The following is a 25,732-nucleotide window of genomic DNA, read 5'->3' as shown; positions in this document are numbered from 1 at the left end:
GTAAGTGAGGACTTACTTTTGTCAATCATTAGACAACTCCATTGTGCTCATTCAGGAAGAGATAGCTAAGAGAGTTAGACACACTGAGGCGAGAAGAATAGATAAATATTTTCACTCAATCCCGAGTGTTTCCCTTAGATTTCCCTTTTAAACATTCTTGATAATTTTTATAATTTGATCTAGTTATCTCGCTATGGTTTTGTTCGGTATAAGTGTTACTTGTTCGATGATCGAACATTATCTATGTATAGTTGTCCGATCTTGATAAATCGTAAAACTTATAAATGTAAAAGAATATGAGTTGTTATAAATAGATATGTAGAAAGAATTGCTTAGACGATTTAATCATCCAAGCAATTTTAAAATAATCAAATTAAGACTGAGATTGAAGAATCAAACGCGCAAGTTCTAAATCATCAGGATAGGTAATTTTTATATTATCCGAACGCCCCATCACGACCCGTACAGTTTCACCCATATATTCAAGTGCACTTGCTTCATCGGTAATAGTGACGTTATTTTCTAAAGCATGTTCAATTGCTTTTTTGAGTTTACCAATTTTGGTAATTTGAGGCGTTTGAGCTTGCCATAATGAGTCTCGGCTTACTGTTTTATCAATATGATCGCCTGTTTGAACCTGCTTTAAAGTATCACGAACAGGAATTGCTAAAATAGCGCTCTCATTTGATTCAATTGCCTTTGCCACAAGAGCATTCAAACACTCAATTGTTACACAAGGCCGAGCCGCATCATGTACAAGGACCCAATCATTTTCATCGGCAAAATTTAAAAGATGATTTAACGCATTTAGCACCGAATGGACTCGCTCGGCTCCACCAGTACAAAAATGCGCCTTATCTATATTTTGAAATGCAAGAGTCTGGGCAAAGGTATCTTGTGTACCAATTGCCAAAACATAACCATTTAACGGAAGTTGACTTATACGCCCAATAGTGTGCTCTAAAACAGTCCTATCCTGAATATATTGATACTGCTTCAATTCAGTTTTAGAAAATCGACTTCCCGATCCTGCAGCTGGAATTACTGCCCACAATTTAGTCTGGGATATCTGGAGATGCAGGTGTCTCATTCGTTTCCAAATCAACTTTAGCGTTCGGGTCAATATAAATAGGCTTGTAATGGGTACTGATTGTACTCATTTGAACAAATGTCTCGTGAGGTTTAACCAAACCCAGATCAAGGCGAGCATGTTCTTCTATTGCTTCTGTACCATTTTTAAGGTCAAAAACCTCTGCCGCTAAAATACGGTTTCGCTCTTTAAGCTCTTCATTTACCTCAGCTTGTTGCTGAATTTGTTGCATGAGAGCTTGATGAGGGATATAACCACCCTCACCTAACCAAAATTGATATTGGAGTATAGCTACTAAAACAATAACCAGTAGCAATATCAGTTTGCTTGAAGTGGATCGAAATACTTCTAACATATCATTAAGATTTTTAATTAAAAACTTTCGTTAAGAGTTTGTATTGTATAGTAATTAACAAGTAACATGCGCAATTCCTGCAAAAATTTAAGCAAAATTATTAATGGGCATATTACTTTAATTGACCATTGTGACTTGTTTCATTTTGTCAAAAATGGATGGAATTTGAAAGGGAAATAATATTTATAAGTACAACTGCTTATAAATCAATCTACCTCTCCCAATTAAAGCAATAGTAGGTGAATCAGCTCTAGAGTTACGTTTTTTTTGAACAGCAATACAAATCAAAAATCCTTTGTTTAAATAGTTCTACCACCCTACTGCAATACCATTTTCAATACCAATATCTCCATCAAAAGAGCTAAGAATGATAGATTATGATCATACTCTCATGTGCTTTAAATCATCATAACTATAGCTACTCAGGAGCTTAATTTTTAAATCATTTAATTATAAAAATTTTATTTAGCAGAATGATTTCAATCAAGATTTATAAAACCTCATATATTTTTAACCAATAACTACTTAAAAAGTATATTTTTTCTTTTTTTAATTTGCTAAGAATTTTATAAAGATTTCTTTCACCTATCAAAAGGAGAAAAAATGGATTTTTTTAATATTTTCATAGGTGACACGACTTGGACCTTTATTTTAGAAATTCTGGTTCGATGTTTCGTTATGTTTATCATTATTATTAGTTTTTTAAGACTATCAGGCAAACGCGGTATTCGACAGCTCTCTCTTTTTGAACTCGCCATTATTCTCTGCTTAGGTTCTGCTGCTGGCGACCCTATGTTTACTAAAGATCTACCCATCGCCCACGCCTTCGTAGCCTTTATCGCCATTCTATTTCTATATCGTCTTGTAACTTGGGCCATGGTGAAGCATAAAAAAATTGAAGATCTATTGGAAGGAAAAGCTCTTTGCGTGGTCAAAGATGGACTTTTAGTCTACAAAGATTTCCAGAAACAATCGTATTCACATGATGAGTTTTTCTCAGAAATGCGCCAACAAAATGTTGAACATCTTGGACAAGTGAGGACAGCTTTGCTGGAGTCTGATGGTATTCTTAGTTTACTGTACTATGAAGATGATGAGGTAAAATGGGGGCTACCACTATTCCCTAATGCTTATTGCAAAGCTGACGTACTTAAAATCAATACTTTTTATTCATGTATGAAATGTGGTGAAACTAAAATTTTAAATACACTCGATCAAGAGTGTTCTCGTTGCAAACACCATAGTTGGGCTGAGTCTTTAAAAACCCGTCGCCTAGGATAGTAAAAAAGGTGCTATTTCCTATTAAAAATAGCACCTTAAAATGTTAAAAACTAATTTTAACTTTTTATTTAAAGATTAATTTAAACCTTTAAACTCAGCTTTACCGCGGTAAGCAGCTTTAGTCAACTCTTCAATACGAAGTAATTGGTTGTACTTAGAAACACGGTCAGAACGGCAAAGTGAACCAGTCTTAATTTGACCAGCCGCTGTACCTACTGCCAAGTCAGCAATAGTTGAATCTTCAGTTTCACCAGAACGGTGAGAAATTACAGTTGTATAACCGTTTTCTTTAGCAAGATAGATTGCATCTAAAGTTTCAGTCAACGTACCAATTTGGTTGTATTTGATTAAGATAGAGTTACCTACTTTCTCATTAATGCCACGTTGCAAAATCTTAGGGTTTGTAACGAACAAGTCATCACCCACTAATTGGATTTTGTCGCCAAGAATTGATGTCAAGTAAGACCAACCTTCCCAATCTGATTCATCTAAACCATCTTCAATCGAGATAATTGGATATTGGTTTACAAGACCAGCTAAATAGTCAGAGAACTGATTGCTTGTGAACGCTTTATTGCCTTCACCCGCAAGAACATATTGACCATTTTTATAGAATTCTGAAGATGCACAGTCAAGCGCCAACATAATATCAGAACCAGCTTTGTAACCAGTTTGACCGATAGCTTCAAGAATAACAGTGATTGCTTCTTCGTTTGAACGCAAGTTTGGTGCAAAACCACCTTCATCACCTACAGCAGTGTTTAAACCTTTTTTGTTTAAAACTGATTTTAGTGAATGGAAGATTTCAGCACCTGCACGCAATGCTTCAGCAAATGAAGTGAAGCCAACTGGCTCAATCATAAACTCTTGAATATCAACGTTGTTGTCTGCATGTGAACCACCATTGATGATGTTCATCATTGGTACAGGCATAGTCAAAATCGTTTGACCACGTAAGTCAGCGATGTATTGGAAAAGAGGAATTTTCTTTTCATCAGCAGCAGCGCGTGCAGCAGCTAAGGACACAGCCAAAGTTGCATTTGCACCCAATTTTTCTTTGTTTTCAGTACCATCAAGGTCGATCATCGTATTATCGATGTCTTTTTGTTCAAATACCGATTTTCCCACTAAAGCGTCACGGATAATCGTGTTTACGTTGTTAACCGCAGTTTTAACGCCTTTACCTAAGTAACGTGATTTATCACCGTCACGTAGTTCTAAAGCTTCACGAGAACCAGTTGAAGCACCAGATGGTGCACATGCACGACCAACAACCCCAGATTCTAAAATTACGTCTGCTTCGATGGTTGGGTTACCACGAGAGTCCAAAATTTCACGTGCACGGATGTCAACGATTTGGCTCATGAACAATTCCTCTGTTGAATGAATATGAGCTGCGATTAAAGCAGCGTAAATGAGTAAAAACTCAATGGGTGTCTAACTTTTTGAATCCTTTAACCAAAGTATCCAATTCTTTTATTTGTGCCAAGAACGGCTCAAGCTGCGACATACGTAATGCACAAGGTCCATCGCATTTTGCATTTTCTGGGTCCGGATGACCTTCCAAGAACAATCCAGCCAAGCCTGTTGCCATTCCAGCGCGTGCTAAAGTTGTAATTTGAGCACGACGACCACCTGCCGAGTCAGCACGACCACCAGGAGTTTGCAACGCATGTGTTACATCAAAGAAAACAGGAACATTCATTTCTTTCATGATGTCAAAGCCTAGCATGTCTACAACAAGGTTGTTATAGCCAAATGCTGAACCACGTTCACAAAGAATAAGTTTATCGTTTCCTGCTTCTAAACATTTATTCAGGATATGACGCATTTCATGAGGTGCCAAAAACTGAGCTTTCTTAATGTTAATAATAGCTTGTGTTTTTGCCATCGCTTCAACAAGGTCAGTTTGGCGACTTAAGAAAGCCGGTAACTGAATAATATCAGCTACTTCTGCAACTGCTTCAGCTTGGTGTGGTTCATGAACATCAGTAATGATAGGTACATTAAAATGTTTTTTAATATCGCCTAACCATTCAATACCTTTTTCAAGTCCAGGACCACGGAATGAATGCAGACTAGAACGATTTGCTTTATCGAAACTCGCTTTAAATACATAAGGAATATCTAAGCGTTTGCAAATATCCACATACGTTTCTGCAATTTCGAAAGCTAAATCTTTTGATTCAAGTACGTTCATTCCGCCAAATAATACAAATGGCAAATGATTTGCCATTTGTATATCGCCTAAACGTACAACTTCTTGTGGTTTTAATTGTGACATTTAAACTTTCCCAGTTTATTTAAAATCGCATTATTTACTTTTTTGATGCTGATTTTTCGCAGCGCCAATAAAACTAGCAAATAATGGATGTCCATCACGTGGTGAACTTGTAAATTCCGGGTGGAATTGTACAGCAATAAACCAAGGATGTTCAGGAATTTCTACAGTTTCAACCAAATGTTGTGCTGAAGAGTAACCAGAAATCTTCATCCCAGCTTGTTCAATCGACTCAATGAAACGGTTATTCATTTCATAACGGTGACGATGACGCTCAGTGATTTCTGCTTTACCATAGACTTCACGTGTTTTTGTGCCTTCAACCAATTCAGATTTTTGTGCACCTAAACGCATAGTTCCACCTAAATCAGACTCTACGCTGCGTTGTTGTAACTCGCCACGCTCATCTAACCATTCGGTAATTAAACCAATCAATGGATACTTTGTAGAACGGTTAAATTCTGTAGAAGATGCTTCTGGCATTGCTGCAACATGACGTGCATATTCAATTACAGCCAATTGCATGCCTAAACAAATACCCAAGAATGGGATTTTGTTTTCACGTGCATATTGAATAGCTTTCATTTTGCCTTCAGTACCACGCTCACCAAAGCCACCTGGGACTAAAATTGCGTCAGCTGTTTGCAAAATAGAAACGTCTTGAGTTTCAAGTTCTTCAGCATTGACATAGTCAATCTGTACTTTCACAAGGTTTTGGATACCAGCATGTAAAAGTGCTTCATTCACAGATTTATAAGCATCTGGAAGTTCTACATATTTACCAACCATCGCAACACGTACCGTGTATTCAGGATTTAGTAATGCTTCGACTACATTATCCCAATCGGTTAAGTCAGCTTCTGGAAGATCATTAAACCCAAAACGTTCACAGATCAAGTCATCAACATTTTGTTCATAGAATGTGCGTGGAATTTGATAAATCGTTTTCGCATCTTTACATACCACAACGGCACGCGCTTCCACGTTAGTGAACAATGCAATTTTACGTTTAGTATCAACATCTACATCATATTCAGTACGGCAGATTAAAATATCTGGCTGAATACCAATTGAAAGAAGCTCTTTCACTGAATGTTGAGTTGGCTTGGTTTTTAACTCAGCCGCAGATTTGATATATGGCAACAAAGTTAAATGCATTAGCATGGTACGTTTATGACCAAGCTCTACCATTAACTGACGAACTGATTCCATAAATGGAAGTGATTCGATATCACCAACCGTACCACCAATCTCAACGATTGCAACGTCGTAACCTTCACCTGCGCGAAGTACACGTTCTTTAATGTTGTCTGTAATATGTGGAATAACTTGAACCGTACCACCTAAGTAATCACCACGACGTTCTTTATTTAGAACATCTTGATAAACACGGCCACTGGTAAAGTTATTCAGTTTGGTCATTTTAGCACGACGTAAGAAACGTTCGTAATAACCCAAGTCTAGATCAGTTTCGGCACCATCCTCTGTGACAAAAACTTCACCATGTTGGAAAGGACTCATTGTCCCCGGATCGACATTAATGTAAGGATCCATTTTAACCATTGTGACTTTTAAGCCACGGGCTTCCAAAAGTGCAGCAACTGAAGCAGCAGAAATACCTTTACCTAGCGATGAAACCACACCACCAGTAACAAAAATAAAATGGGTCATTAAGTTTCTCGTACAATCAAGCCGAAATCGGCCTACAATGTTGGGCAATTTTACTGTACTCTGCCCCTATAAAGCAAAGTCAAACCGCACCAATTCAAAGATCATTAAACAACTGGCTATTCTATCAGCATTTTTAATAAAAAATTAGGTCAATCTCACATGATTTTTTCATTCTCTTTTGCTGTTATAATGCGAGCTCCTCAATTAAATGTTGTTTAGGGCAATGGCAAATAAAAAACTTTTAATCTGCGCTGCAATTGCGGCTGGACTATTGTTAACCGCATGCGTCAAAAAAGAAACACCTGAAGAAGAGCAAGAAAAGGTTGAAACTGCTGTTTCAGAACCTAAGCCTGCTGAACCTGCAAAATTTGAGTCTTTAGAAAGTGTTAAAACTGAAGAAGCTCAAACTCAGGAACCAACGCAAGTTGAAGTTCATCATGAGGAAACTGCGAATACTACAACTGTAATTCGTAGTGAAACTCGCCCTGCCCATTCTGAGCAAAATTCACAAACAACTGTTTCTGAACAACCTAAAGCAGAGCCGAAGCCTAAGCCAGAACCTAAACCTGAGCCAAAAGCAGAACCTAAGCCTGAAAAAGCTCAGTCAAAACCAGCTAAGCCAGCAGAACCATCTCAAACTGAAGATGATGCTGTTGCCGCTGCAATTGCTGCTGCTACACCAGCGCTTAAAAACTAAGTTCTCGTATAAATATGCCCAAATTAAACAGTTGATTTGGGCTTTTTAAATATTATTAAAACTATCAATTCAATAATCAGTCTTACTTTTCTTATTCCAATTTGTCTTTAAAGTTTTCCCAGATATCAATTTAGGACAATCTACTTCTTTCATCTAGAAAAGCATTGACGTTCCATATTCTGAGATGTAATTTTTTATCAAGTTCCTTTTTGGAACTTTAATTAAAAGAAGATTGGAGCTTAAAATGAATACTGTATCAAATCGAGTACCTGCCTCATTTCCAGTCCGTCGTATGGACTATAATTTTGAAAACGTACCTCGCTATTGGTGTAATAACGAACCCACTTTTACACATTATTTTACGGGTTTATCTACATTGTTTCCTGAGGGCGAATCATATTTTGTTCGTTCAGTCCGAGCTTTACGCGCCAAAGCAAAGTCGAATGAACTTCTAGATCGTGAAATCAGTGCTTTTATTGGCCAAGAAGCCATGCATTCTAAAGAACATCATGCTTTTCACGTGAGTGCACAACAACATGGCTTAGATCCTGAATCTTTAGAAAAAGTAACGGGTCTTGTTTTAAAGAGTATTGAAAAAGTTTTTAGTAAAAAATGGAACCTGCTTGTAACGGTCGGTCTTGAACACTACACAGCAGTACTTGTGGTTAGCATGATGGAGTCTATTAATGAACTAATGACGGACTCAACTATTCGTAATTTATGGTTATGGCATAGTATTGAAGAAACTGAACATAAAGCTGTGGCCTTTGATCTCTATGAACACTTATATGGAAGTGGGCTGAGCGCATATCTCCCACGTATCACTGTTTTCACTTTAAGTTTATTTTTAATTACCGGCTTCTCAACATCCTATCAATTCGTTCTTATGAAACGAGATCGCCAACTTCTTAATTTTAAATCTTGGCGTAAGTTTCTTGGTTTTGCAGCAACACAATATAGAGTTTTAACTCCGAAATTTTTTGACTACTATCGCTTTGATTTTCATCCTAACCAAACTGACGAAAAAGACCTCGTTGCCAATACTAAAATCAAAATTGGTCTAAAAAACTCAAAATTACTTTTATCCTGATCCAACAAAACCATAAAGCCCATCTATTGAATGGGCTTTATTGAACCAATTACGGCAACGCAATCATTGTTTATGATCAACCATAAAATAATTCGATATTAATTTAGCAGCCCATGAAGTACTTTTCCAACCTTCGTAAAAACCACAATGACTTCCCTTTTTAGTGGTTACCACCGCAATATTACTCATTTGCTGAATCGTTTCTTTATACGGCTCTAAATTTTTAATTGAACATACGGGATCATCTTCAGCATTAAGAATCATTAATGGAATTTTGACATTTTCAAATACATAAATTGGATTAATTGCCTGACAATAACTTTGATAGTCCTGAAAGCCAGCCATTTCAAAGTATTCTTTTTCGAACTCTTCTAGACTAGTCGTTGCAAGAACTTTTTCTAAAGAAGCAATCTGGTTCCAAGTACTTTGATAAGGATGAATAAAATATTTGAATAACTTTTTGGTCATCATTTTGCTGTAAAACGGGTGAACATTTTTAAAGCCAATCTCTGTGTTGTAGCCTGGACACATTGCAAAAGCAGCTTTAAATGGTGTGTCAGTGCCTTGCTCACCCAAATAACGAACTAATAATCCTGTGCCAGCAGAAGAACCTACAGCGTACAAATCTGATTCAGCAAACAAACTTTGAATATGTGTGAGCTGTTCTTTAAGATCACTTGTTGATCCGAAAAGAGAAATCTGTGGTACAGGCATAGGTAAACCCGCATGCCCACGGCGTAAGCATAGTGCTATTCTCCATCCCGTATATTGATGAATATCTCTCACCAATTCACGCATACTTTCAGGTGTCCCTGTAATGGTGTGCATGATAACAACTGTAGGAGTATCTTCCGGAAGATTAGAGCCATACCATGCAATTGCAGTTACGCCACCATCTTTCATGCTGAGCTGGTCAATACGGTCATATTCAAGCTTGATGGTTTTTTTTCTAATAATATCGAAATATAAAAGATGAACATGATTGTTAGTTAACCATGGCGTAGGACGATATTTCTGCTTAAGTTGGGGCAACTTATCCAAAACATCTTTAATTTTCCCTTGTGGGTCATAATAGACTTTTGGCTGTTCAGCACCGAGTACTGAGTCAAACAATTCCGAACCGAAAGCTTTAATTTTATTTAAAGTAGATATGCCCATATCCAATCACGACCTCTGATTATGAGTTAAATGATTGCCGCACTAATGCTGCAACCTGCTGTCCCCAAATTGCATAAATTTCTTTGCTCGGATGAAAGCCATCACTTGCCATAGGCAGATTCAACGCTTGAAAACTTTCAATATCATATTGAATGAATCTAAATTGGTTTTGTGCTTCTACCCATTTATATAATACTTGATTCATTTGCTCCGCGTATTTTCCAAACAACCAAGCCAATGGATTGGGTAAAGCTGGAAAATGTTGCATGGGCGGAACGCCTGAAACAATAATGAGTTTAGGCTGAAAACGTGCTTGTATATATTCAAATAATTGTTTTTGTTGTTTTATCCATGAGTTTGCTGACGTTAGTTTTGTTACATCATTAACGCCAATAGACGTAACAACAACATCATAATTTTGCTGTTCTAAATGCTGTAAAGCTTGAAAAACCTGCTTAGTAGTATCACCTGTTTTTGCGTGAAGCTTCCAACTTATCAAATATTGATCTTGTAACTCAGCAATAATTGCGCCAGATAAAGCATCTTGTTGTGTTTCAACGCCAACTCCCGCTGCGGCAGAGTCTCCTAAAATAAGCAGAGACAATGGTCTACCCTTGCCAACCATGCCTTCTCTTTCACCAGTGGCTTCTAGCAAGCGTGGTGTATTCTTACGAACCTTTGTTCCCTGCACAAAAAGTACAGGTAACAATGCTAAAGTTGAAAGTTTTAACCACATTCTATTAATCTCTATCTTGCTTAGGCTATTTACTAAAATTATTGTGGTTGAAACTTGGCAATTCTTATACCCATTTGTTCAGCCAATGCTGCTAAGCCACTCATTGGACGAATCATTACTTCAAAATCAATAATTTTGCCTTGTTCATTAAAATGGATCATATCAATACCTTTCAATGATTTACCACTGACATTAGCGCTGAACTCAAGCACTACATTCTCGCCATCTTCTGTATAAAACTCACGATGATAAGTAAAGTTTTCGAACACTTGAATGACATTGGTAAGAATGAAGAAAACGACCTGCTTTCCTTCATAAGGTTTATAGGCAACTGGTGAACGAAAAACCACGTCATCTGCCAGTAAATCATTTAGATCAGACAAGTTACCTGCCTGAATCATGTGATGCCATTTTTCTAAAGACTGTTTTGTAGTTTCAAGTGTCATTGTTATTTTATCCCGTAATTTAACCAATGCAGTAAGGGGCATTTCCGTATAAAGAAATGCCCCTCAAAATTTATAGAACCGCTGCTAGTTCAGCACCTTGACGTATTGCACGTTTTGCATCTAGTTCTCCTGCCTCTTTAGCACCACCAATTAAATGAACATTTTTACCTTCTGTTTTTAATTGGTCATACATTGCAGTGAAAGATTCTTGACCCGCACAAATCACAACATGATCAACTTCAAGCACACTCGGTTGCCCATCTATAGTGATATGTAAGCCCTGATCATCTACTTTGTCGTATTGAACGCCTGCAAGCATTTTAACTTGGCGATTTTTAAGGCCTGCACGGTGAATCCATCCTGTAGTTTTACCTAAACCTGCACCAACAACAGCGGCCTTACGTTGCAGTAAATAGATTTCTCGTTCAGAAGTCTCAACTTTTGGCTGTTTTAAACCACCTACATGCTCATATTGAGTGTCAATTCCCCATTCTTCATAGAACTTTTCTGGGTTTAAACTGCCACTTTCACCTTCATGAATGAGATATTCAGCCGTATCAAAACCAATACCGCCCGCCCCAATAATGGCTACACGCTGTCCCACTGGTACACGTTCTTTTAAAACTTGTAAGTAGCTAAGTACTTTAGGATGATCAATACCTTCAAATTGTAATTGACGAGGTGTTACACCAGTTGCGACCACAATTTCATCAAAATTTGCTTGGCTCAACTCTTCATAAGTTGCTTTATGATTCAAAATTAATTCAATGTTTGGTCGTAACTCAATTTGGCGAGCAAAGTAGCGTAAGGTTTCATAAAACTCTTCTTTTCCAGGAACAGTCTTTGCAATATTAAATTGGCCACCAATTTGATGACTTGCTTCAAAAATTTTAACTTGATGTCCGCGGTCAGCTGCATATACAGCAAAACTTAAACCCGCAGGTCCTGCACCAATAACAGCAATATTCTTTTGAACTTGTGCATCTTTAAAAATAAGTTCAGTTTCATAACATGCACGCGGGTTCACTAAACAAGTTGCAATTTTCATTGAGAAAATGTGATCTAAACAAGCTTGGTTACATCCAATACATGTATTAATTTCATCACTACGGCCTTCGCTTGCTTTTAAAACAAACTCAGCATCCGCTAGCATTGGGCGTGCCATAGACACCATATCAGCATGACCGGATGCCAACACATGTTCAGCCATTTCTGGCGTATTAATTCGGTTAGAAGTAACTAAAGGAATAGAGACTTCACCTTTAAGTTTTTCAGTAACCCATGTAAACGCAGCGCGAGGAACTTTGGTCGCAATTGTTGGGATACGAGCTTCATGCCAGCCTATCCCTGTATTAATAATAGTTGCACCTGCTTTTTCAATTTCTTTTGCAAGCTGAATCACTTCTTCAATACTTGAACCACCTTCAACTAAATCAAGCATCGATAGACGATAAATAATGATAAAGTTTTCACCTACTAAAGCACGTGTACGTTTTACGATTTCAATAGGAAAACGAATACGGTTTTCATAGCTACCGCCCCATTCATCATCACGATGATTCGTACGCGCGGCAATGAACTCATTAATTAAATAACCTTCAGAACCCATGATTTCCACACCATCATAACCAGCATACTGAGCAAGTTTGGCGCAGTTTGCAAAGTCATCAATGGTCTGCTGCACTTCGGCAGAACTTAGAGCTTTTGGCTTAATTGGATTAATCGGTGCTTGAATTGCTGAAGGAGCAACGTTATTTGCCTGATAAGAATAACGCCCAGTATGTAAAATCTGCATTGCAATTTTACCGCCAGCTTCATGAACAGCTTGGGTAATCACTTTATGTTTTTCAGCTTCTTCAACTGTATCCAACTTTGTACCATGGCTAAATACAACACCATCATCATTCGGAGAAACACCGCCAGTTACAATTAAACCCACATCACCTTTTGCACGCTCAGCATAAAACGCAGCCATGCGCTCATATCCCTGTGGTGCTTCTTCTAAACCAATATGCATAGACCCCATAAGCACACGGTTTTTTAAAGTAGTAAAGCCTAAATCAAGTGGCTTCAATAAATGCGGATAAGCTGACATATTTTCTCCTTTGGCTAGCAATAAGCTTGCTAATGCAACTTGTTGCATTAATTTATAATCAAATTTTGACTTTTATGCAACATGTTGCATAATCTCATCAGTCATACTTTACTTTTGCTTACAAACCGGATTGCTATGTCACTTCCCCATGTTTTATTAACCAGTTTGCTTGAACGACCAAGTACAGGGTTTGAACTTGCCCGCCGGTTTGATCGTTCAATCGGTTTTTTCTGGAATGCTACCCATCAGCAAATTTATCGTGAACTCAACCACATGCTAAAAAAAGGTTGGGTTTCAACGTTAGAAAATGAAATGGAAAATAGTCGAAAAAAAACCTATCAAGTTGAGCAATTGGGGCGTATTGAACTAGCTTCATGGATGACACAACAAAGTGAACCCGCGCAGCTTCGTGATGATTTAATGGTTAGATTGCGTGCTGAAGCACAATTGAGCAATAATCAGATATTACCTGAGCTGTTAAGACATCTTGGTTTACATCAAGAGAAACTAAAACTTTATCAAAGTATTTATGATAAGGATTTTAAAGATAATGATGATCTAGATAACCGTGTGTTATACATTCACAAAATGATCTTAGAACTTGGGATTACGATGGAAAGTGAATGGATCAAATGGTTAGAACAAGTCATCCCTCAATTAAAACGCTTTGCTCAAGATAGCGTAGTCGGAGAATAGTCATGCCATATTACACCATGCCCGATCGGGAAAACTTATTTGTTCGTCGTGTTGGTCGTGGTGAACCAGTTTTGGTTTTATCTGGGCTTGGCATGCAAAGCTGGCAATGGCTTCCTTTTATTTATGCAAACCGTAAAGATTATGAGTTTATCATTCCAGATTGGCGTGGTTTTGGGGGTTCAAAGAACTGTGCAATCCCTGAACAAGATGCAATTTCTAGCCACTGGCAAGATGTCGCCCATTTAATAGAACAATTAAAACTCGATAACTTTATCTTGATGGGTTATTCAATGGGTGCTACAACTGCCATGCATGGTATGAAACATGCACATCTGGCTCAGCAGTTAAAAGCCTATTTGCATATCGATCAAACACCAAAAATATCTGTCGATTCAACATGGGAATATGGTCTCTTCGGCCCTCTGCATCCTCAGTTCAAACAATTATTAAATGATATCTATCAATTATTATCAAAGCACAAAAATGCCAAATATCTTTATGAATTAGCGCTTCCAGATCGACAAGAACTGGTTCGTCTTTGGGTAGATTTTATTGAGTTACAAAGCAGCAATCCCTTTAGCCCTTTAGTTTTTAAAACAGCACTCAAACAGCCCTTTTTACAAAAATATTTATTACCAATTCAACGTTTAGATTATTTATTTTGGTATGTCGAAAATTATCTTTATCACAATGAAGATTATCGTGAAGCCATTCAACAGTTACAATGCCCAACAACCTTCTTTATTGGTCGCAACTCGACGCTTTATCCAGAAGCTGGACAGACTCTTATTGCTCATAGTGTTGAACACGCAAAAGCAATATATTTTGAGCGCTCAGGCCATACACCGTTATTAACTGAGCCGAAAAAATTTGGGCATGAAATCACTACATTCTTATCAGAATTAAAACATGCTTCTTAAAAAATAAAGGGATCTACTCGTAGATCCCTTTTTAAGTCGACAAATGATTAAGCAGAATGAGCTAACTCTTTCACTTTTAATTGCTCAGAAACACTTAATAAAAGTTGCTCAGTTTTTTCCCAACCTAGACAACCATCAGTTACTGACTGCCCATAAGTCATATCACAAGAAATCTTTTGGCTACCATCAACCAAATGACTTTCAATCATGACACCCTTTACTTGGGTTTTTAAACGTTCAGCAACGATTTGCTGTAAAACTTCTGGCTGACGCAACGGATCTTTACTGCTGTTACCATGACTACAGTCAATGACTAATGCAGGAAGATTTTGTTTGTGTTTTTCTCGTATTGCCTGAATTGAAGCTAAATCGTAATTTGGCCCATGATTTGCTCCGCGCAAGATCAAGTGCGGTAATGGATTCCCAGCACTCTGAATCACCGAAGGCAAGCCTTGCTGATTCATTCCTAAAAATTGATGCTCATTTTGTGCTGACTGAATTGCATCTAATGCAATCTGAATTGAACCATCCGTACCATTCTTAAAACCAATGCTGTATGGCATGTGGCTTGAGATTTCACGGTGAATCTGAGACTCACTTGTACGAGCACCAATTGCGCCCCAAGCCAATAAATCATCAAAATAACCAGTTGCCATTGGGCTTAAAATTTCACTCGCGATTGGTAAACCTTTTTCAATAATTTGCAGGTAAAGTTCACGAGACTTTTCTAAACCAAGTTGTAAATTTGATGAACCATCTAAATTTGGATCGTACATGAAACCTTTCCAACCCACGGTTGTACGAGGTTTTTCAATGTATGCACGCATCACGATAAAAATCTGATCTTTTACTTTTTCTTGTAATTTTTGCAATCTTTCAGCGTATTCAAGTACTGCAACCGGATCATGAATTGAACAAGGCCCTGTAATTACCATTAACCGAGGATCTATGCCGATAAGAATATTTTGAATAGTTTGGCGATGTTCGGCAATTTGACGCACGAAAGAATGTGCAAGCGGATATTTTGCTTTTAACTGGAGAGGTAAACTAACTGGTGTTTCTTTTGTATTGCTTTGTGTCAATAAAGTATTTAGGGCATTCATTGGTCTTTCCTTGGGACTGCAATCTATTCAGTCCCATCATTTATTTGAGCGTTTTGGATCTATTCGTTGGTAAAGGTAAGCAAAAGTAAAACCAATAAAAGTTGCTAAAGTATGAATAAGTCATGTTGTTCATTTTAAGTTCCTCGATTCAAAAAAGATAAAGCATAAAAAAACCTGATCGGGGTTGCCGATCAGGTATTAACTGTGATGGGCAACTTTCTCATGCCCGAATACGCTCAGGCAACTATCTAAATTGCCAAAAATAATAATATGCGTTAGTGTTCACAGATAGATTTAACATCTTTATCTCAAATATAAAAAAATGTTCCTTAAATCTAAAATACGCATTGTTGAGGGCTTTGACAAGTCTTTTTTTTAAAAAACTTTTTATTTTCACGCTTAAGATTTGATTCACTCATTGTCTTAACGAATCAGCCCTTGAGGTTGTAAAATAATTAAGCCAGCTCCACAAAGCACGATTAGACCACCCACTATATCCCATCTTGTTAATCCGACCTGATCCACGAAACGCAACCACATGAGAGCAGTAAAAATATAAATACCGCCATATGCAGCATAAATGCGCCCAGAAGCCGCTGGATGTAAAGTCAGCAGCCAGACAAAGACAGCCAAACTTAAAGCTGTAGGTAGCCACAGCCAAGCAGACTTGCCTTCTCTTAAAATCAAATAAGGGAAATAACAACCAAGAATTTCAGCAATTGCTGTGATAATAAATAACCCGAATACACTCAGTATTCGGGTTATCGCAAGACTATCAATTAACATAAGTTACGCTGGTTCTGCCGTATGATGATCTTCAAAAACTTCGAGTTTTAAGCCAACAGCTTTGCCATCTTCATTTTTCACTGATACAGCCACATTACCACCATGATCTGCAAGTTCACCAAACAAAATCATTTCAGCTAGCGGTTTCTTCAAGTGTTCTTGAATGAGGCGTTGCATTGGACGTGCGCCCATCAAGCGGTCATAACCATTTGTTGCCAACCAATCACGAGCACTTTGATCGACATCAAGTACAACTTGTTTGTCATCTAGCTGTGCTTGTAATTCTGTTAAGAATTTATCAACCACAGACTCAATCACAGTTGTTGGTAATGACTTGAATTGAATAACGCTATCTAGACGGTTACGGAACTCTGGTGAGAAAGCACGTTTCATTGCTTCTTGGTTATCAGAACTATGATCTTGTTCAGTAAAACCAATACTCGCACGAGAAATACTTTCTGCACCAATATTCGTAGTCAGGACAATAATAACGTTTCTAAAGTCTGACTTACGTCCGTTGTTATCCGTTAAAGCACCATGATCCATGATTTGTAGCAACAGATTAAACACATCTGGATGTGCTTTCTCAATTTCATCTAGCAATAAAACACAGTGCGGGTTCTTATGAATCGCATCAGTTAACAGCCCGCCTTGGTCATAACCGACATAACCAGGAGGCGCACCAATCAAACGTGAAACTGCATGACGTTCCATATATTCAGACATATCGAAACGCACAAGCTCAACACCTAACAACTTCGCAAGTTGCTTAGTCACTTCGGTTTTACCCACACCTGTTGGGCCAGCAAAAACAAAACTACCTACTGGCTTATCTGGTGATTTCAACCCAGCACGAGACAACTTGATCGCTGAACCTAACGCGGTAATCGCCTCATCTTGACCAAACACAACGCGTTTTAAATCACGCTCAAGATTTTCAAGCACTGATTTATCATCTTTAGAGACAGTTTTAGGCGGAATACGAGCAATCTTAGAAACGATATCTTCGATATTCTCTACCGTAATCAAACTATCATCGCTTTCGGCTTTCAAACGACGCTGAGCACCAGCTTCGTCAATCACATCAATTGCCTTGTCTGGCAAGAAACGATCATTAATGAATTTAGCAGAAAGTTCTACAGCTGATACCAGTGCCTTATCGTCATATTGTACGTGGTGGAAATCTTCAAATTTAGATTTTAAGCCACGCAAAATATCAATTGTTTCAGAAATACTTGGCTCATTAACATCAACTTTCTGGAAACGACGTGATAACGCATGGTCTTTTTCAAAAACCTGACGATATTCTTGGAACGTCGTTGAACCGATACAACGTAAAGTACCATTAGCCAAAGCCGGTTTAATCAAATTCGAAGCATCCATTGTGCTGCCCATACTTGAGCCTGCGCCAATGATCATATGAATTTCATCAATGAATAAAATCGCATTTGGATTTTTCTTCAAAGCATTAAGCAATTGTTTTAAACGTTTTTCAAAGTCACCACGATATTTGGTCCCAGCAACTAATGCACCAATATCTAAACTATAGACTTCAGCCTGGCTCAAAGGTTTAGGCGCCTTGCCATTCACAATTAACCATGCCAAACCTTCAGCAATCGAGGTTTTACCAACCCCCGGATCACCTACCAGTAATGGATTATTTTTGCGACGGCGGCAAAGAATTTGTGCTGTACGCTCAATTTCTTTTTCACGACCAATAAGTGGATCAGTTTTGCCTTTTTGCGCTTCAACATTTAAGTTCAGCGTATAAAGCTCTAATGGTCCTGCATTGCCCGTACTCGTCTCACCCTCAATATCTTCGACTTCTTCTTCAACTTGCACTTCATCTTTACGTGTCCCATGAGACAAGTATTGAGTCAATGTCAATCGATTGATTTGATGACGTTTAAGCAAATACACAGCAAAAGAATCACGCTCTGAATACATTGCGACCAAAACATCCGCACCTTCAACAGTACGATCGCCGCCACTTGATTGCACGTGGAAAATAGCACGTTGCAAAATGCGGTCGAAACTTTCTGTTGGATGAGGCGCTTGCTCGCTATTTTCGCCAAGCTTAGGAGTATGTTGTTCTACATATTCTTCTAATTCTTTACGTAAAGAAACTATATCAGCCCCACATGCTTTTAAAGCATTCACAGCCGAATCGTTGTCGAGTAGTGCTAATAATAAATGTTCAACTGTAAGAAACTCATGTCTCTTTTGACGAGCCATGCTAACAGCCAAACGTAATGATACTTCTAATTGACGACTGAGCATGTAACCCCCTTATGCTTTAGGCTCAATCTGGCAAAGTAATGGATGACCTTGCGATCGAGCGTAATTATTAACAAGGTTTGCTTTGGTTTCCGCGATGTCTCTTGGATATACCCCAGCAATACCTTTACCTTCATAGTGTACTGTTAGCATTACTTGAGTCGCTTGGTCAAGATTCATTGCAAAGTATTGTTGTAAAATTTCAATTACAAAGTCCATTGGCGTGTAATCGTCATTCATTAATAAGACTGCATATAACGGCGGACGCTTGAGTTCAGGAGGTGCTGTTTGTACAACAACCTCTCCGTCATGATCTTCGTTTTGCGAATCACTTAAGCGTGGATGGAAGTGCCAATCGACATAACCAGACTGCTGAAAAGAAGCCTTGATATCTTTTAAGTTTGTTTGACGCTTATTTGTTCGCATAGGATGTTACTATTGTGAATTTGCTTCAGCTTGAGGAATTTCTGCCACGAAAGCAGAAGATGTTTCGACAGGTTTACCGCGCTGCCAACTAAAACGTTTAATAACTGGTGTATCGGAACCGCCTGTTAAACGTACCTCAATAAATTGAGGTGTAAAACCTTTAGGCATTGTCCAACGACCTGTTAAGCGCTCAAAGTCAGTAAAGTTAAAGCTTTTAGCTTCAAGTGGTACAACCAAAACTTCTGTATCTTTAATGAGTCTTATCTCAATTGATCCTGAAGCACGGCGCTTACTTGGGCTCACCTGCACGAGATCCAACTGATATTCATAAGCATTTTCAGGCAGAGGTTTGATCGCCAAATTTTGAATGGTCAAACTTAAACCACCGCGCTGCCTCAAGATATCTCGGTAGATATTACTCATACCTTCTTGCTGCGTTTTATCAGCATTGGCTTGATTAAGAGCTTCAAACAGATCATTTGCATTTGTTACAGCAACATCACGCTCTTGTACCGCAGCGTTCAGGCTTTTATTAACTGCATCTAAAGCTGTTTTCTGCTTTTGCACCACTTCAACCAATTGCTCTGCATCTGCATCGTAACCTACAACAGTCAGACCTTGACGGTGCCCAATTGTATAGCCGAGCGCAAGACAACCACTCATTAAAATAGCCGCGCCAATAAACAAAGGTTTATTGGTATTTAAAAAATTTTTCTTTTGCAACGAACTTTCTGCTGAAGTCGTCTGTCCAGAGTTTTGCATCGTCATCTCAGTGTTTAAGATCAGAGTCAAGACACACATTTAAATCGAAATTTAAATGTGTGTGAAGCAAAAAAGAGTTTTTTATGGTAATAAACCAATCCCTTGTAAGCCTTCATCTTCATCAAAGCCGAACATAAGGTTCATATTTTGTACAGCTTGACCAGATGCACCCTTCACAAGGTTATCTTGTACCGCAAGAATAATAAGTTTATTCGGCTGCGGCTTATATAAAGCAATACGAAGCTCATTCGCACCGCGCACACTACGTGTTTCAGGCGAACTGTTAGCAGGCATCACATCAACAAATTTTTCATTTGCGTAAAATTGCTCATACAATGCCTGAATATCAGTTTGTTTTCCAGTTTCTGTCAAATCGACATAAATTGTGCTGAGCATACCGCGAATCATTGGAACTAAATGAGGAACAAATAAGAGCCCTTCAAAGCCACCTTTTTGCCCAGAAATATTTTCTAATGCTTCAACAATTTCCGGATGATGACGGTGACCCGCAACTCCATAAGCCTTGAAGTTATCAGCATTTTCACTATAGATCATGCCTAAGCTTGCTTTACGACCAGCACCAGAAACACCTGACTTCGCATCAATAATAATGTTTTTTGTTTCAATCAATGCTTGTGCTGATTTTAAAAGCGGTGCTAAACCCAATTGAACGGTAGTTGGATAGCAACCAGGGTTGCCAATAACTTGCGCCTGTTTAATTTTTTCGCGGTTTAATTCAGCCAAACCATATACTGAGTTTTCTAAAACGTCTGGGCAGGCATGCTCCATGCCATACCATTTCTCAAACTGCTCAAGATTTTGCAAACGAAAATCAGCTGCCAAATCAATAACTTTAGTACCTGCTGCAATCAATTCTTTTGCATGCTGCATTGCAACACCATGAGGTGTAGCAAAAAACACAACATCACATTTTTTTAAATCATCAATATTTAAATCAGAAAATTGAAGATCAGTATGTCCACGTAAATTAGGGAACATATCTGCAACTGGTTTGCCCGCTTCTGTACGTGAAGTAAGAACTCGAACCTGCGCTTTAGGATGTCGTAATAAAATACGTAATAGTTCAACGCCTGTATAACCCGTTCCACCAACAATTCCGACAGAAATCACGTGCATTACCTCAATTTTTGAATCTATACTTGTGCTGTAGTATGACAGGATGTCCAAGCTTACAAAACCATTTCATGCTTGGTAATTTTAATTTTTTAATTTTAGCGACAATTAGATAGCACTTATTCAACTGTCAGAACTAAACAAATATCAGCAAATAAATATCAGATTTAATTTTGGAGAGCTAGGATGCTTCATCAATCAAAAGAAACAAAATTACGCACTTACCTTGGCTTAAGCACATTAATTTTAAGTGCTGCACTTGTTGGTTGCGGAGGTGGAGGCAGTAGTAGTGGTAACTCACCAAGCACTCCAACACCTGTTGACCCTACTCCAGAGGCAACAACTGATGTTACTGTTAAATCCCCTGTAGAAATGCGTAATATCCAACTCAAAGTATATGACAACACTACCAACTCTGTTTTAGTAGATACTTCAATTGCAAGTTTAAACAGCTTTAATGTCAAAATTCCTACCGCTAAATTAAGTCGTTTATATCGCGTAGAAATTACGACTCAAAATTCATCTCAAGTATTTGATCCCATTACTTCAACATACCAAAATTTCTCTGGTGTTTATCATGCATTTATTACACCAAACAGTGTAAGTGGTAGAACCCTATTCATCAGCCCAAGTAGTGAAGCGATTTACCAACGAGCTGCTATACGCTCAGGACAACTCCCTCAAGAAACGATTGACCCAACCCGCATTGAGCAATTGCATGTGGATTTAGCTTCGCAAGATGTTTATAGATCGCTTCTTAACGCGTTTAAAGATGCTGACATCCCAATTTTAAGTCCAGCAAATTCCCTTACAGTTTTAACTTTACTGCAGTACTCAACTAAAAAACCTAGTACATATATGGATAGTTATCTTAGCTTTGGCTACTTACAATATTGGTCAACAATTCATAGCGGACCAACTACATATCAAGAGTTCATTAAGAGTTTGGCAACCGATTTAAAAGATGGCTTTTTAGATGGAAAAAAACTTCATGGTGATCAAATAACATTCACCCCTATTTTCACTTCCGCTCCAGATAATATTGATCCAGTCAAAAATACGTTGTTAGATATCGCAGCTAATCAAAAAGCAACACGCGATAATTTCGCAACCAATTTAAAAGCCGCTACTTTTAAATTGGCAGATGGCCAAAGCCAATCCACTCTAGACCAAACAGGTTATGACCTTCTGCAAAAGAAACTATATTCAGGAATCGTACCCGCCGGAAATACGACTGACTTTTTCCGCATAGATGGTGCGGGTGATTATCGTCGAGCTGTTGGTTTTAGCGGTATTACAGCGACCTGTAATGGTTCTGCATATCCTTGCAAACAAGGTTTGACTAGCATTAATCTTTCCGACCCCAAACTACCCGCTACAGACTATTTAGTGGGTCATTATGAAGACATTGCAACTGGTTGCCAGCTTAATTTCCGTGCAAATGGCCAAATCGAACTTATTAAAGGATCACAGACTTATCGCTCTGCATTAAGTGCCGATAGTACAGATAATTTATTGCAAACCGATGCTGCAAGCTCAAGTTATTTACTCAACTCAAGTTCCGCCGAACCAAACAACGCAACGCAGCAATACAACTTTATACAATTATCGATTAAAGCAAATAAAATCGTGAGTGCAAAAGCAGGCTTAGATAGCCGAAAAGCACCAGATAGCTTACAAACACCACAACTAGAATGTAGTTTTAGTTAATTTGAGACATACCACCATGCAGGCAACGGATTTGATTTAAGTTGTCTGCGATGTTTTTGAAAATATGGATCGTATTTTTCAACTTCAGCCCAAAAAGCTGGGCTATGGTCAAAATGTTTAGTGTGAGCTAACTCATGAATAGCGACATAGCGAGTAATTTCGTGAGGCATGAGCACTAAGCCTGCATGTAGCATAATATTATGCTGACTACTACAACTTCCCCACCGAGTTTTCGGACGGCGAATTGTACATTCCCGATAAGCCAAATGAGTGTGTTCACTTAATTCTTTTAAAAGCTCGGGTAATTCTTGTTTTGCAAAAGCAATCACTGCACTTTGTAATGCCAAATATGGCTGCGTATCTTTAATAAATAAACAACTTCTTTCCCAATCGAATTGAAAAACTCGATGCTGCTTTTGAACGATGACCTGAAACGGTTGCTCTTTATTAAAAAAATAAATTTCTGAAGGAATATCAATGGAAGCCGATTGAACGTTTTGTTGTTTATTCCACGTCTCAGTTAACCATTGCTCAGATTGCGCTAAAAAAAGCTGAATTTGTTTTTTACTACAAAACAAAGGAACCGTAAGACGGATTGAAGCTGGCTCAACACGTAAGCGCAATTTTCTTGCCCTTACGTGACGAACAATTTTAATTTCTGGCATTTCCACAGACATTACTGTGCAGTACGCTCTTCAATACCATTATTTGTTGCAACAATTGCAATCGTTGCTGGGTTTAAAGCGAAAATACCATTAGTCACAACACCCGGAATATTGTTAATGGTTTTTTCTAAATCAAGTGCATTTAAAATATTAAGATTAAATACATCTAAAATCACATTACCGTTATCTGTTACTACACCTTCACGATAAACTGGATCGCCACCTAAGCTTACCAACTTACGAGCTACAGCAGAACGAGCCATTGGAATAACTTCTACTGGAAGTGGAAAGTCATGTCCAAGTTGATCAACCCATTTTGAATCATCAACGATACAAACAAATTTCTTAGCAATTGAAGCTACAATTTTTTCACGTGTTAATGCAGCACCGCCACCTTTAATCATATGCATATGACGGTCAATTTCATCTGCACCATCAACATAGGCATCTAAACCACCTACATGGTTCATATCTACAACTTCGATGCCTAGTTTTTTAAGACGATCAGCAGTTGCTTGAGAACTTGCCACAGCTGCTTCTAATTGTAATTCAGGCAATAAATCAATGAGAAAGTTTACGGTACTTCCAGTCCCAACCCCCAAAATGCCACCTTTGGGCAAGTGTTTTAAAGCAGCTTTCGCAGCAGCTTGTTTCTTTTCATCTTGGGTTGCATATAGACTCATGACATCACTCAACTATTTTTTGACATTTATGCACCAATAATCGGCGCAAATGCACAAGGGTTTGCTACAATAATTTCCTATTTTAAACTGTTATAGGGAAGATGAACATGCTGTCTCGTGTGGTACGACAAATTTTACAAGCAACGGTTTATGATGTTGCAATTGAAACGCCTCTCGAAGCAGCTCCACGAATTAGTCAAAAATTAAATAATACAATTCGTTTTAAGCGGGAAGATTTACAACCTGTTTTTTCTTTTAAATTACGTGGTGCCTATAACCGTATTAGCCAATTACCTAAAGAACAACTCGAACGTGGGGTAATTTGTGCATCTGCTGGTAACCATGCTCAAGGTGTAGCATTATCAGGTCAACGTTTAGGAGTTCCAGCAATCATTGTTATGCCAAGCACGACTCCTGACATTAAAGTTCAAGCAGTTAAAGGCTTGGGTGGTCAAGTTGTGTTACATGGCGATAGTTTTGATGTAGCAAATAAATATGCACAACAACGTGCCGAAGTTGAAGGCCTTGTATTCATTCCACCCTATGACGATGAACTTGTGATAGCTGGTCAAGGGACAATTGCAAATGAAATCTTGCGTCAATGGCGTGATGTAGAATATGTATTTGTTGCTGTAGGTGGTGGTGGCCTAATTTCAGGCGTAGCAGCTTACCTGGGTGAAGTTGCACCCCATGTAAAAATTATTGGTGTTGAATATGAAGAGTCTGCATGTTTAAAAGCAGCCTTGGAAGCCAATGAGCGCGTAATTTTGCCACATGTAGGCTTGTTTGCAGACGGTACTGCCGTTGCTCAAATTGGTGCTTTACCATTTGACATTATTCGTCTGCGCAAATCTGATAACTCAGGCCCAATTGTTGAACCTGATATTGTGACAGTAAACACAGATGAAATCTGTGCTGCCATTAAAGATACTTTTGACGAAAACCGCAGCATTGTTGAACCATCTGGTGCAATGGCCCTTGCTGGTATCAAGAAATATATTACCGAACATAAAATCAGCAATAAAAATATGGTATCGATTGTATGCGGTGCCAATATGAACTTTGACCGTCTACGTTATATTGCTGAACGTACTGAGTTAGGTGAGCAACGTGAAGCGATCTATGCTGTTACTTTATCTGAAGAAAAAGGCGCATTCCTAGGCTTCTGCCGTGCTTTACAAGGTCGTAATATTACTGAGTTTAACTACCGAGCAAACAATACAGATGAAGCGCAAGTGTTCGTCGGTATTAGCTTAAAAGGTGGTGATGCAGAGCGTCATGAAATTTTGGAACAATTAAAGCAACAAAATTATGTGGTAGATGACTTGTCTGATGATGAGGTTGCCAAACTGCATATTCGTTATTTAATTGGTGGTCACGCAAATATAGATGATGAAAGATTGTTCCGCGTTGAGTTCCCTGAACGTCCAGGTGCCCTCTTAACCTTCTTAACTCGTTTAGGCCCAACCCATAATATTACGTTGTTCCATTACCGTAATCATGGCGCAGCAGAAGGACGTGTTTTAGTGGGCTTACAAGCAACCGATGCGAAACAGAACCCTGATGGTCTAATTGAAACTCTTGAGCAGATTAGTTATCCGTATGCAGAAATTACCAATAATGTCGGCTACAAACGTTTCTTGAAATAATCTTCAATTTTGATGAATAAG

Annotated in this window: 24 protein-coding genes; 7 read left to right on the top strand and 17 right to left on the bottom strand. The window is 38.3% G+C overall.

The annotated features are described in order from the left end of the window. Positions 1-373: 373 nt before the first annotated feature. Complete coding sequence (ispD, locus tag FY048_RS04505) at positions 374-1,090, bottom strand: 2-C-methyl-D-erythritol 4-phosphate cytidylyltransferase (RefSeq protein WP_446090272.1); 717 nt, start codon at positions 1,088-1,090, stop codon at positions 374-376. After that, positions 1,056-1,445: a cell division protein FtsB gene (ftsB, locus tag FY048_RS04500; RefSeq protein WP_004643028.1), complete on the bottom strand. Its 390-nt coding sequence runs from the start codon at positions 1,443-1,445 to the stop codon at positions 1,056-1,058. Before ftsB ends, ispD begins: the two co-directional genes overlap by 35 nt. A 603-nt stretch (positions 1,446-2,048) precedes the next feature. Here ftsB and FY048_RS04495 point away from each other — a divergent pair. After that, the gene (locus tag FY048_RS04495; RefSeq protein ID WP_446090271.1) at positions 2,049-2,726 is read left to right on the top strand and encodes a DUF421 domain-containing protein; all 678 of its coding nucleotides are present in this window, start codon (positions 2,049-2,051) and stop codon (positions 2,724-2,726) included. Between the two features lie 75 nt (positions 2,727-2,801). Here FY048_RS04495 and eno read toward each other — a convergent pair whose 3' ends face one another. From eno to FY048_RS04480, 3 genes are all read right to left on the bottom strand, one after another. Next, positions 2,802-4,091 carry a phosphopyruvate hydratase gene (eno, locus tag FY048_RS04490; RefSeq protein ID WP_446090270.1) on the bottom strand — a complete coding sequence of 430 codons (1,290 nt, stop codon included), beginning with the start codon at positions 4,089-4,091 and terminating at the stop codon, positions 2,802-2,804. Between the two features lie 61 nt (positions 4,092-4,152). Continuing rightward, positions 4,153-5,010 carry a 3-deoxy-8-phosphooctulonate synthase gene (gene kdsA / locus FY048_RS04485; RefSeq protein ID WP_446090269.1) on the bottom strand — a complete coding sequence of 286 codons (858 nt, stop codon included), beginning with the start codon at positions 5,008-5,010 and terminating at the stop codon, positions 4,153-4,155. Positions 5,011-5,040: 30 nt separating this feature from the next. Continuing rightward, positions 5,041-6,678, bottom strand: coding sequence for a CTP synthase (locus tag FY048_RS04480; RefSeq protein ID WP_446090268.1), 1,638 nt, complete (start codon positions 6,676-6,678; stop codon positions 5,041-5,043). A 223-nt stretch (positions 6,679-6,901) separates the two neighbouring features. On the opposite strand from FY048_RS04480, the gene FY048_RS04475 reads away from it, so the two are divergent. Further along, positions 6,902-7,375 (top strand): internalin, encoded by a 474-nt coding sequence (locus FY048_RS04475; protein WP_133746730.1) that lies wholly within the window; start codon positions 6,902-6,904, stop codon positions 7,373-7,375. 244 nt (positions 7,376-7,619) lie between these two features. Then, a complete protein-coding gene (locus FY048_RS04470) occupies positions 7,620-8,465 on the top strand; it encodes a metal-dependent hydrolase (RefSeq protein ID WP_446090267.1) in 846 nt (281 codons plus the stop codon). A 63-nt stretch (positions 8,466-8,528) separates the two neighbouring features. Here FY048_RS04470 and FY048_RS04465 read toward each other — a convergent pair whose 3' ends face one another. The 4 genes from FY048_RS04465 to FY048_RS04450 form a co-directional block, all read right to left on the bottom strand. Further along, the gene (locus FY048_RS04465; protein WP_446090266.1) at positions 8,529-9,623 is read right to left on the bottom strand and encodes an alpha/beta hydrolase; all 1,095 of its coding nucleotides are present in this window, start codon (positions 9,621-9,623) and stop codon (positions 8,529-8,531) included. A 19-nt stretch (positions 9,624-9,642) separates the two neighbouring features. Beyond that, positions 9,643-10,359 (bottom strand): SGNH/GDSL hydrolase family protein, encoded by a 717-nt coding sequence (locus FY048_RS04460; RefSeq protein ID WP_446090265.1) that lies wholly within the window; start codon positions 10,357-10,359, stop codon positions 9,643-9,645. Between the two features lie 38 nt (positions 10,360-10,397). Further along, entirely contained in the window at positions 10,398-10,805 is a 408-nt protein-coding gene (locus FY048_RS04455; RefSeq protein ID WP_446090264.1) for a nuclear transport factor 2 family protein, read from the bottom strand. Positions 10,806-10,875: 70 nt separating this feature from the next. Continuing rightward, the gene (locus FY048_RS04450; RefSeq protein WP_446090263.1) at positions 10,876-12,900 is read right to left on the bottom strand and encodes an oxidoreductase; all 2,025 of its coding nucleotides are present in this window, start codon (positions 12,898-12,900) and stop codon (positions 10,876-10,878) included. A gap of 135 nt (positions 12,901-13,035) precedes the next feature. On the opposite strand from FY048_RS04450, the gene FY048_RS04445 reads away from it, so the two are divergent. After that, on the top strand, positions 13,036-13,596 hold the full coding sequence (locus tag FY048_RS04445) for a PadR family transcriptional regulator (RefSeq protein WP_016137947.1): 561 nt from the start codon (positions 13,036-13,038) through the stop codon (positions 13,594-13,596). 2 nt (positions 13,597-13,598) lie between these two features. After that, positions 13,599-14,516 (top strand): alpha/beta fold hydrolase, encoded by a 918-nt coding sequence (locus tag FY048_RS04440; protein ID WP_446090262.1) that lies wholly within the window; start codon positions 13,599-13,601, stop codon positions 14,514-14,516. Positions 14,517-14,563: 47 nt separating this feature from the next. Here the strand turns inward: FY048_RS04440 and FY048_RS04435 are convergent, their stop codons facing one another. The 6 genes from FY048_RS04435 to argC all read right to left on the bottom strand — a co-directional run bounded on the left by FY048_RS04435 (position 14,564) and on the right by argC (position 21,007). Next, on the bottom strand, positions 14,564-15,619 hold the full coding sequence (locus FY048_RS04435; RefSeq protein ID WP_446090261.1) for a 3-deoxy-7-phosphoheptulonate synthase: 1,056 nt from the start codon (positions 15,617-15,619) through the stop codon (positions 14,564-14,566). Between the two features lie 423 nt (positions 15,620-16,042). Then, entirely contained in the window at positions 16,043-16,405 is a 363-nt protein-coding gene (locus FY048_RS04430; protein ID WP_016137944.1) for a YnfA family protein, read from the bottom strand. A gap of 3 nt (positions 16,406-16,408) precedes the next feature. After that, entirely contained in the window at positions 16,409-18,685 is a 2,277-nt protein-coding gene (gene clpA / locus FY048_RS04425; protein ID WP_016137943.1) for an ATP-dependent Clp protease ATP-binding subunit ClpA, read from the bottom strand. Positions 18,686-18,694: 9 nt separating this feature from the next. Next, positions 18,695-19,108: an ATP-dependent Clp protease adapter ClpS gene (gene clpS / locus FY048_RS04420; RefSeq protein WP_016137942.1), complete on the bottom strand. Its 414-nt coding sequence runs from the start codon at positions 19,106-19,108 to the stop codon at positions 18,695-18,697. Between the two features lie 9 nt (positions 19,109-19,117). Then, a complete protein-coding gene (locus FY048_RS04415; protein WP_080645537.1) occupies positions 19,118-19,876 on the bottom strand; it encodes a DUF6776 family protein in 759 nt (252 codons plus the stop codon). A 75-nt stretch (positions 19,877-19,951) separates the two neighbouring features. Beyond that, complete coding sequence (gene argC / locus FY048_RS04410) at positions 19,952-21,007, bottom strand: N-acetyl-gamma-glutamyl-phosphate reductase (protein WP_081402179.1); 1,056 nt, start codon at positions 21,005-21,007, stop codon at positions 19,952-19,954. A 183-nt stretch (positions 21,008-21,190) separates the two neighbouring features. Here argC and FY048_RS04405 point away from each other — a divergent pair, with 183 nt between their 5' ends. Next, a complete protein-coding gene (locus tag FY048_RS04405; RefSeq protein WP_446090260.1) occupies positions 21,191-22,714 on the top strand; it encodes a hypothetical protein in 1,524 nt (507 codons plus the stop codon). On the opposite strand, the gene FY048_RS04400 is transcribed toward FY048_RS04405, so the two are convergent. Together FY048_RS04400 and rpiA are read right to left on the bottom strand one after the other, a co-directional pair. Next, entirely contained in the window at positions 22,711-23,391 is a 681-nt protein-coding gene (locus tag FY048_RS04400) for a M48 family metallopeptidase (protein ID WP_446090259.1), read from the bottom strand. The genes FY048_RS04405 and FY048_RS04400 overlap by 4 nt on opposite strands. After that, on the bottom strand, positions 23,391-24,062 hold the full coding sequence (gene rpiA / locus FY048_RS04395) for a ribose-5-phosphate isomerase RpiA (RefSeq protein ID WP_016137938.1): 672 nt from the start codon (positions 24,060-24,062) through the stop codon (positions 23,391-23,393). Before rpiA ends, FY048_RS04400 begins: the two co-directional genes overlap by 1 nt. A gap of 101 nt (positions 24,063-24,163) precedes the next feature. Here rpiA and ilvA point away from each other — a divergent pair, with 101 nt between their 5' ends. Then, positions 24,164-25,711 (top strand): threonine ammonia-lyase, biosynthetic, encoded by a 1,548-nt coding sequence (gene ilvA, locus FY048_RS04390; protein ID WP_446090258.1) that lies wholly within the window; start codon positions 24,164-24,166, stop codon positions 25,709-25,711. The last annotated feature ends 21 nt before the right edge of the window (positions 25,712-25,732 follow it).

The sequence above is a fragment of the Acinetobacter sp. 1124_18A genome (assembly GCF_052824995.1).
Note: the sequence above shows the minus strand (reverse complement) of the source record. Positions and strands in the feature narration are given on the sequence as shown.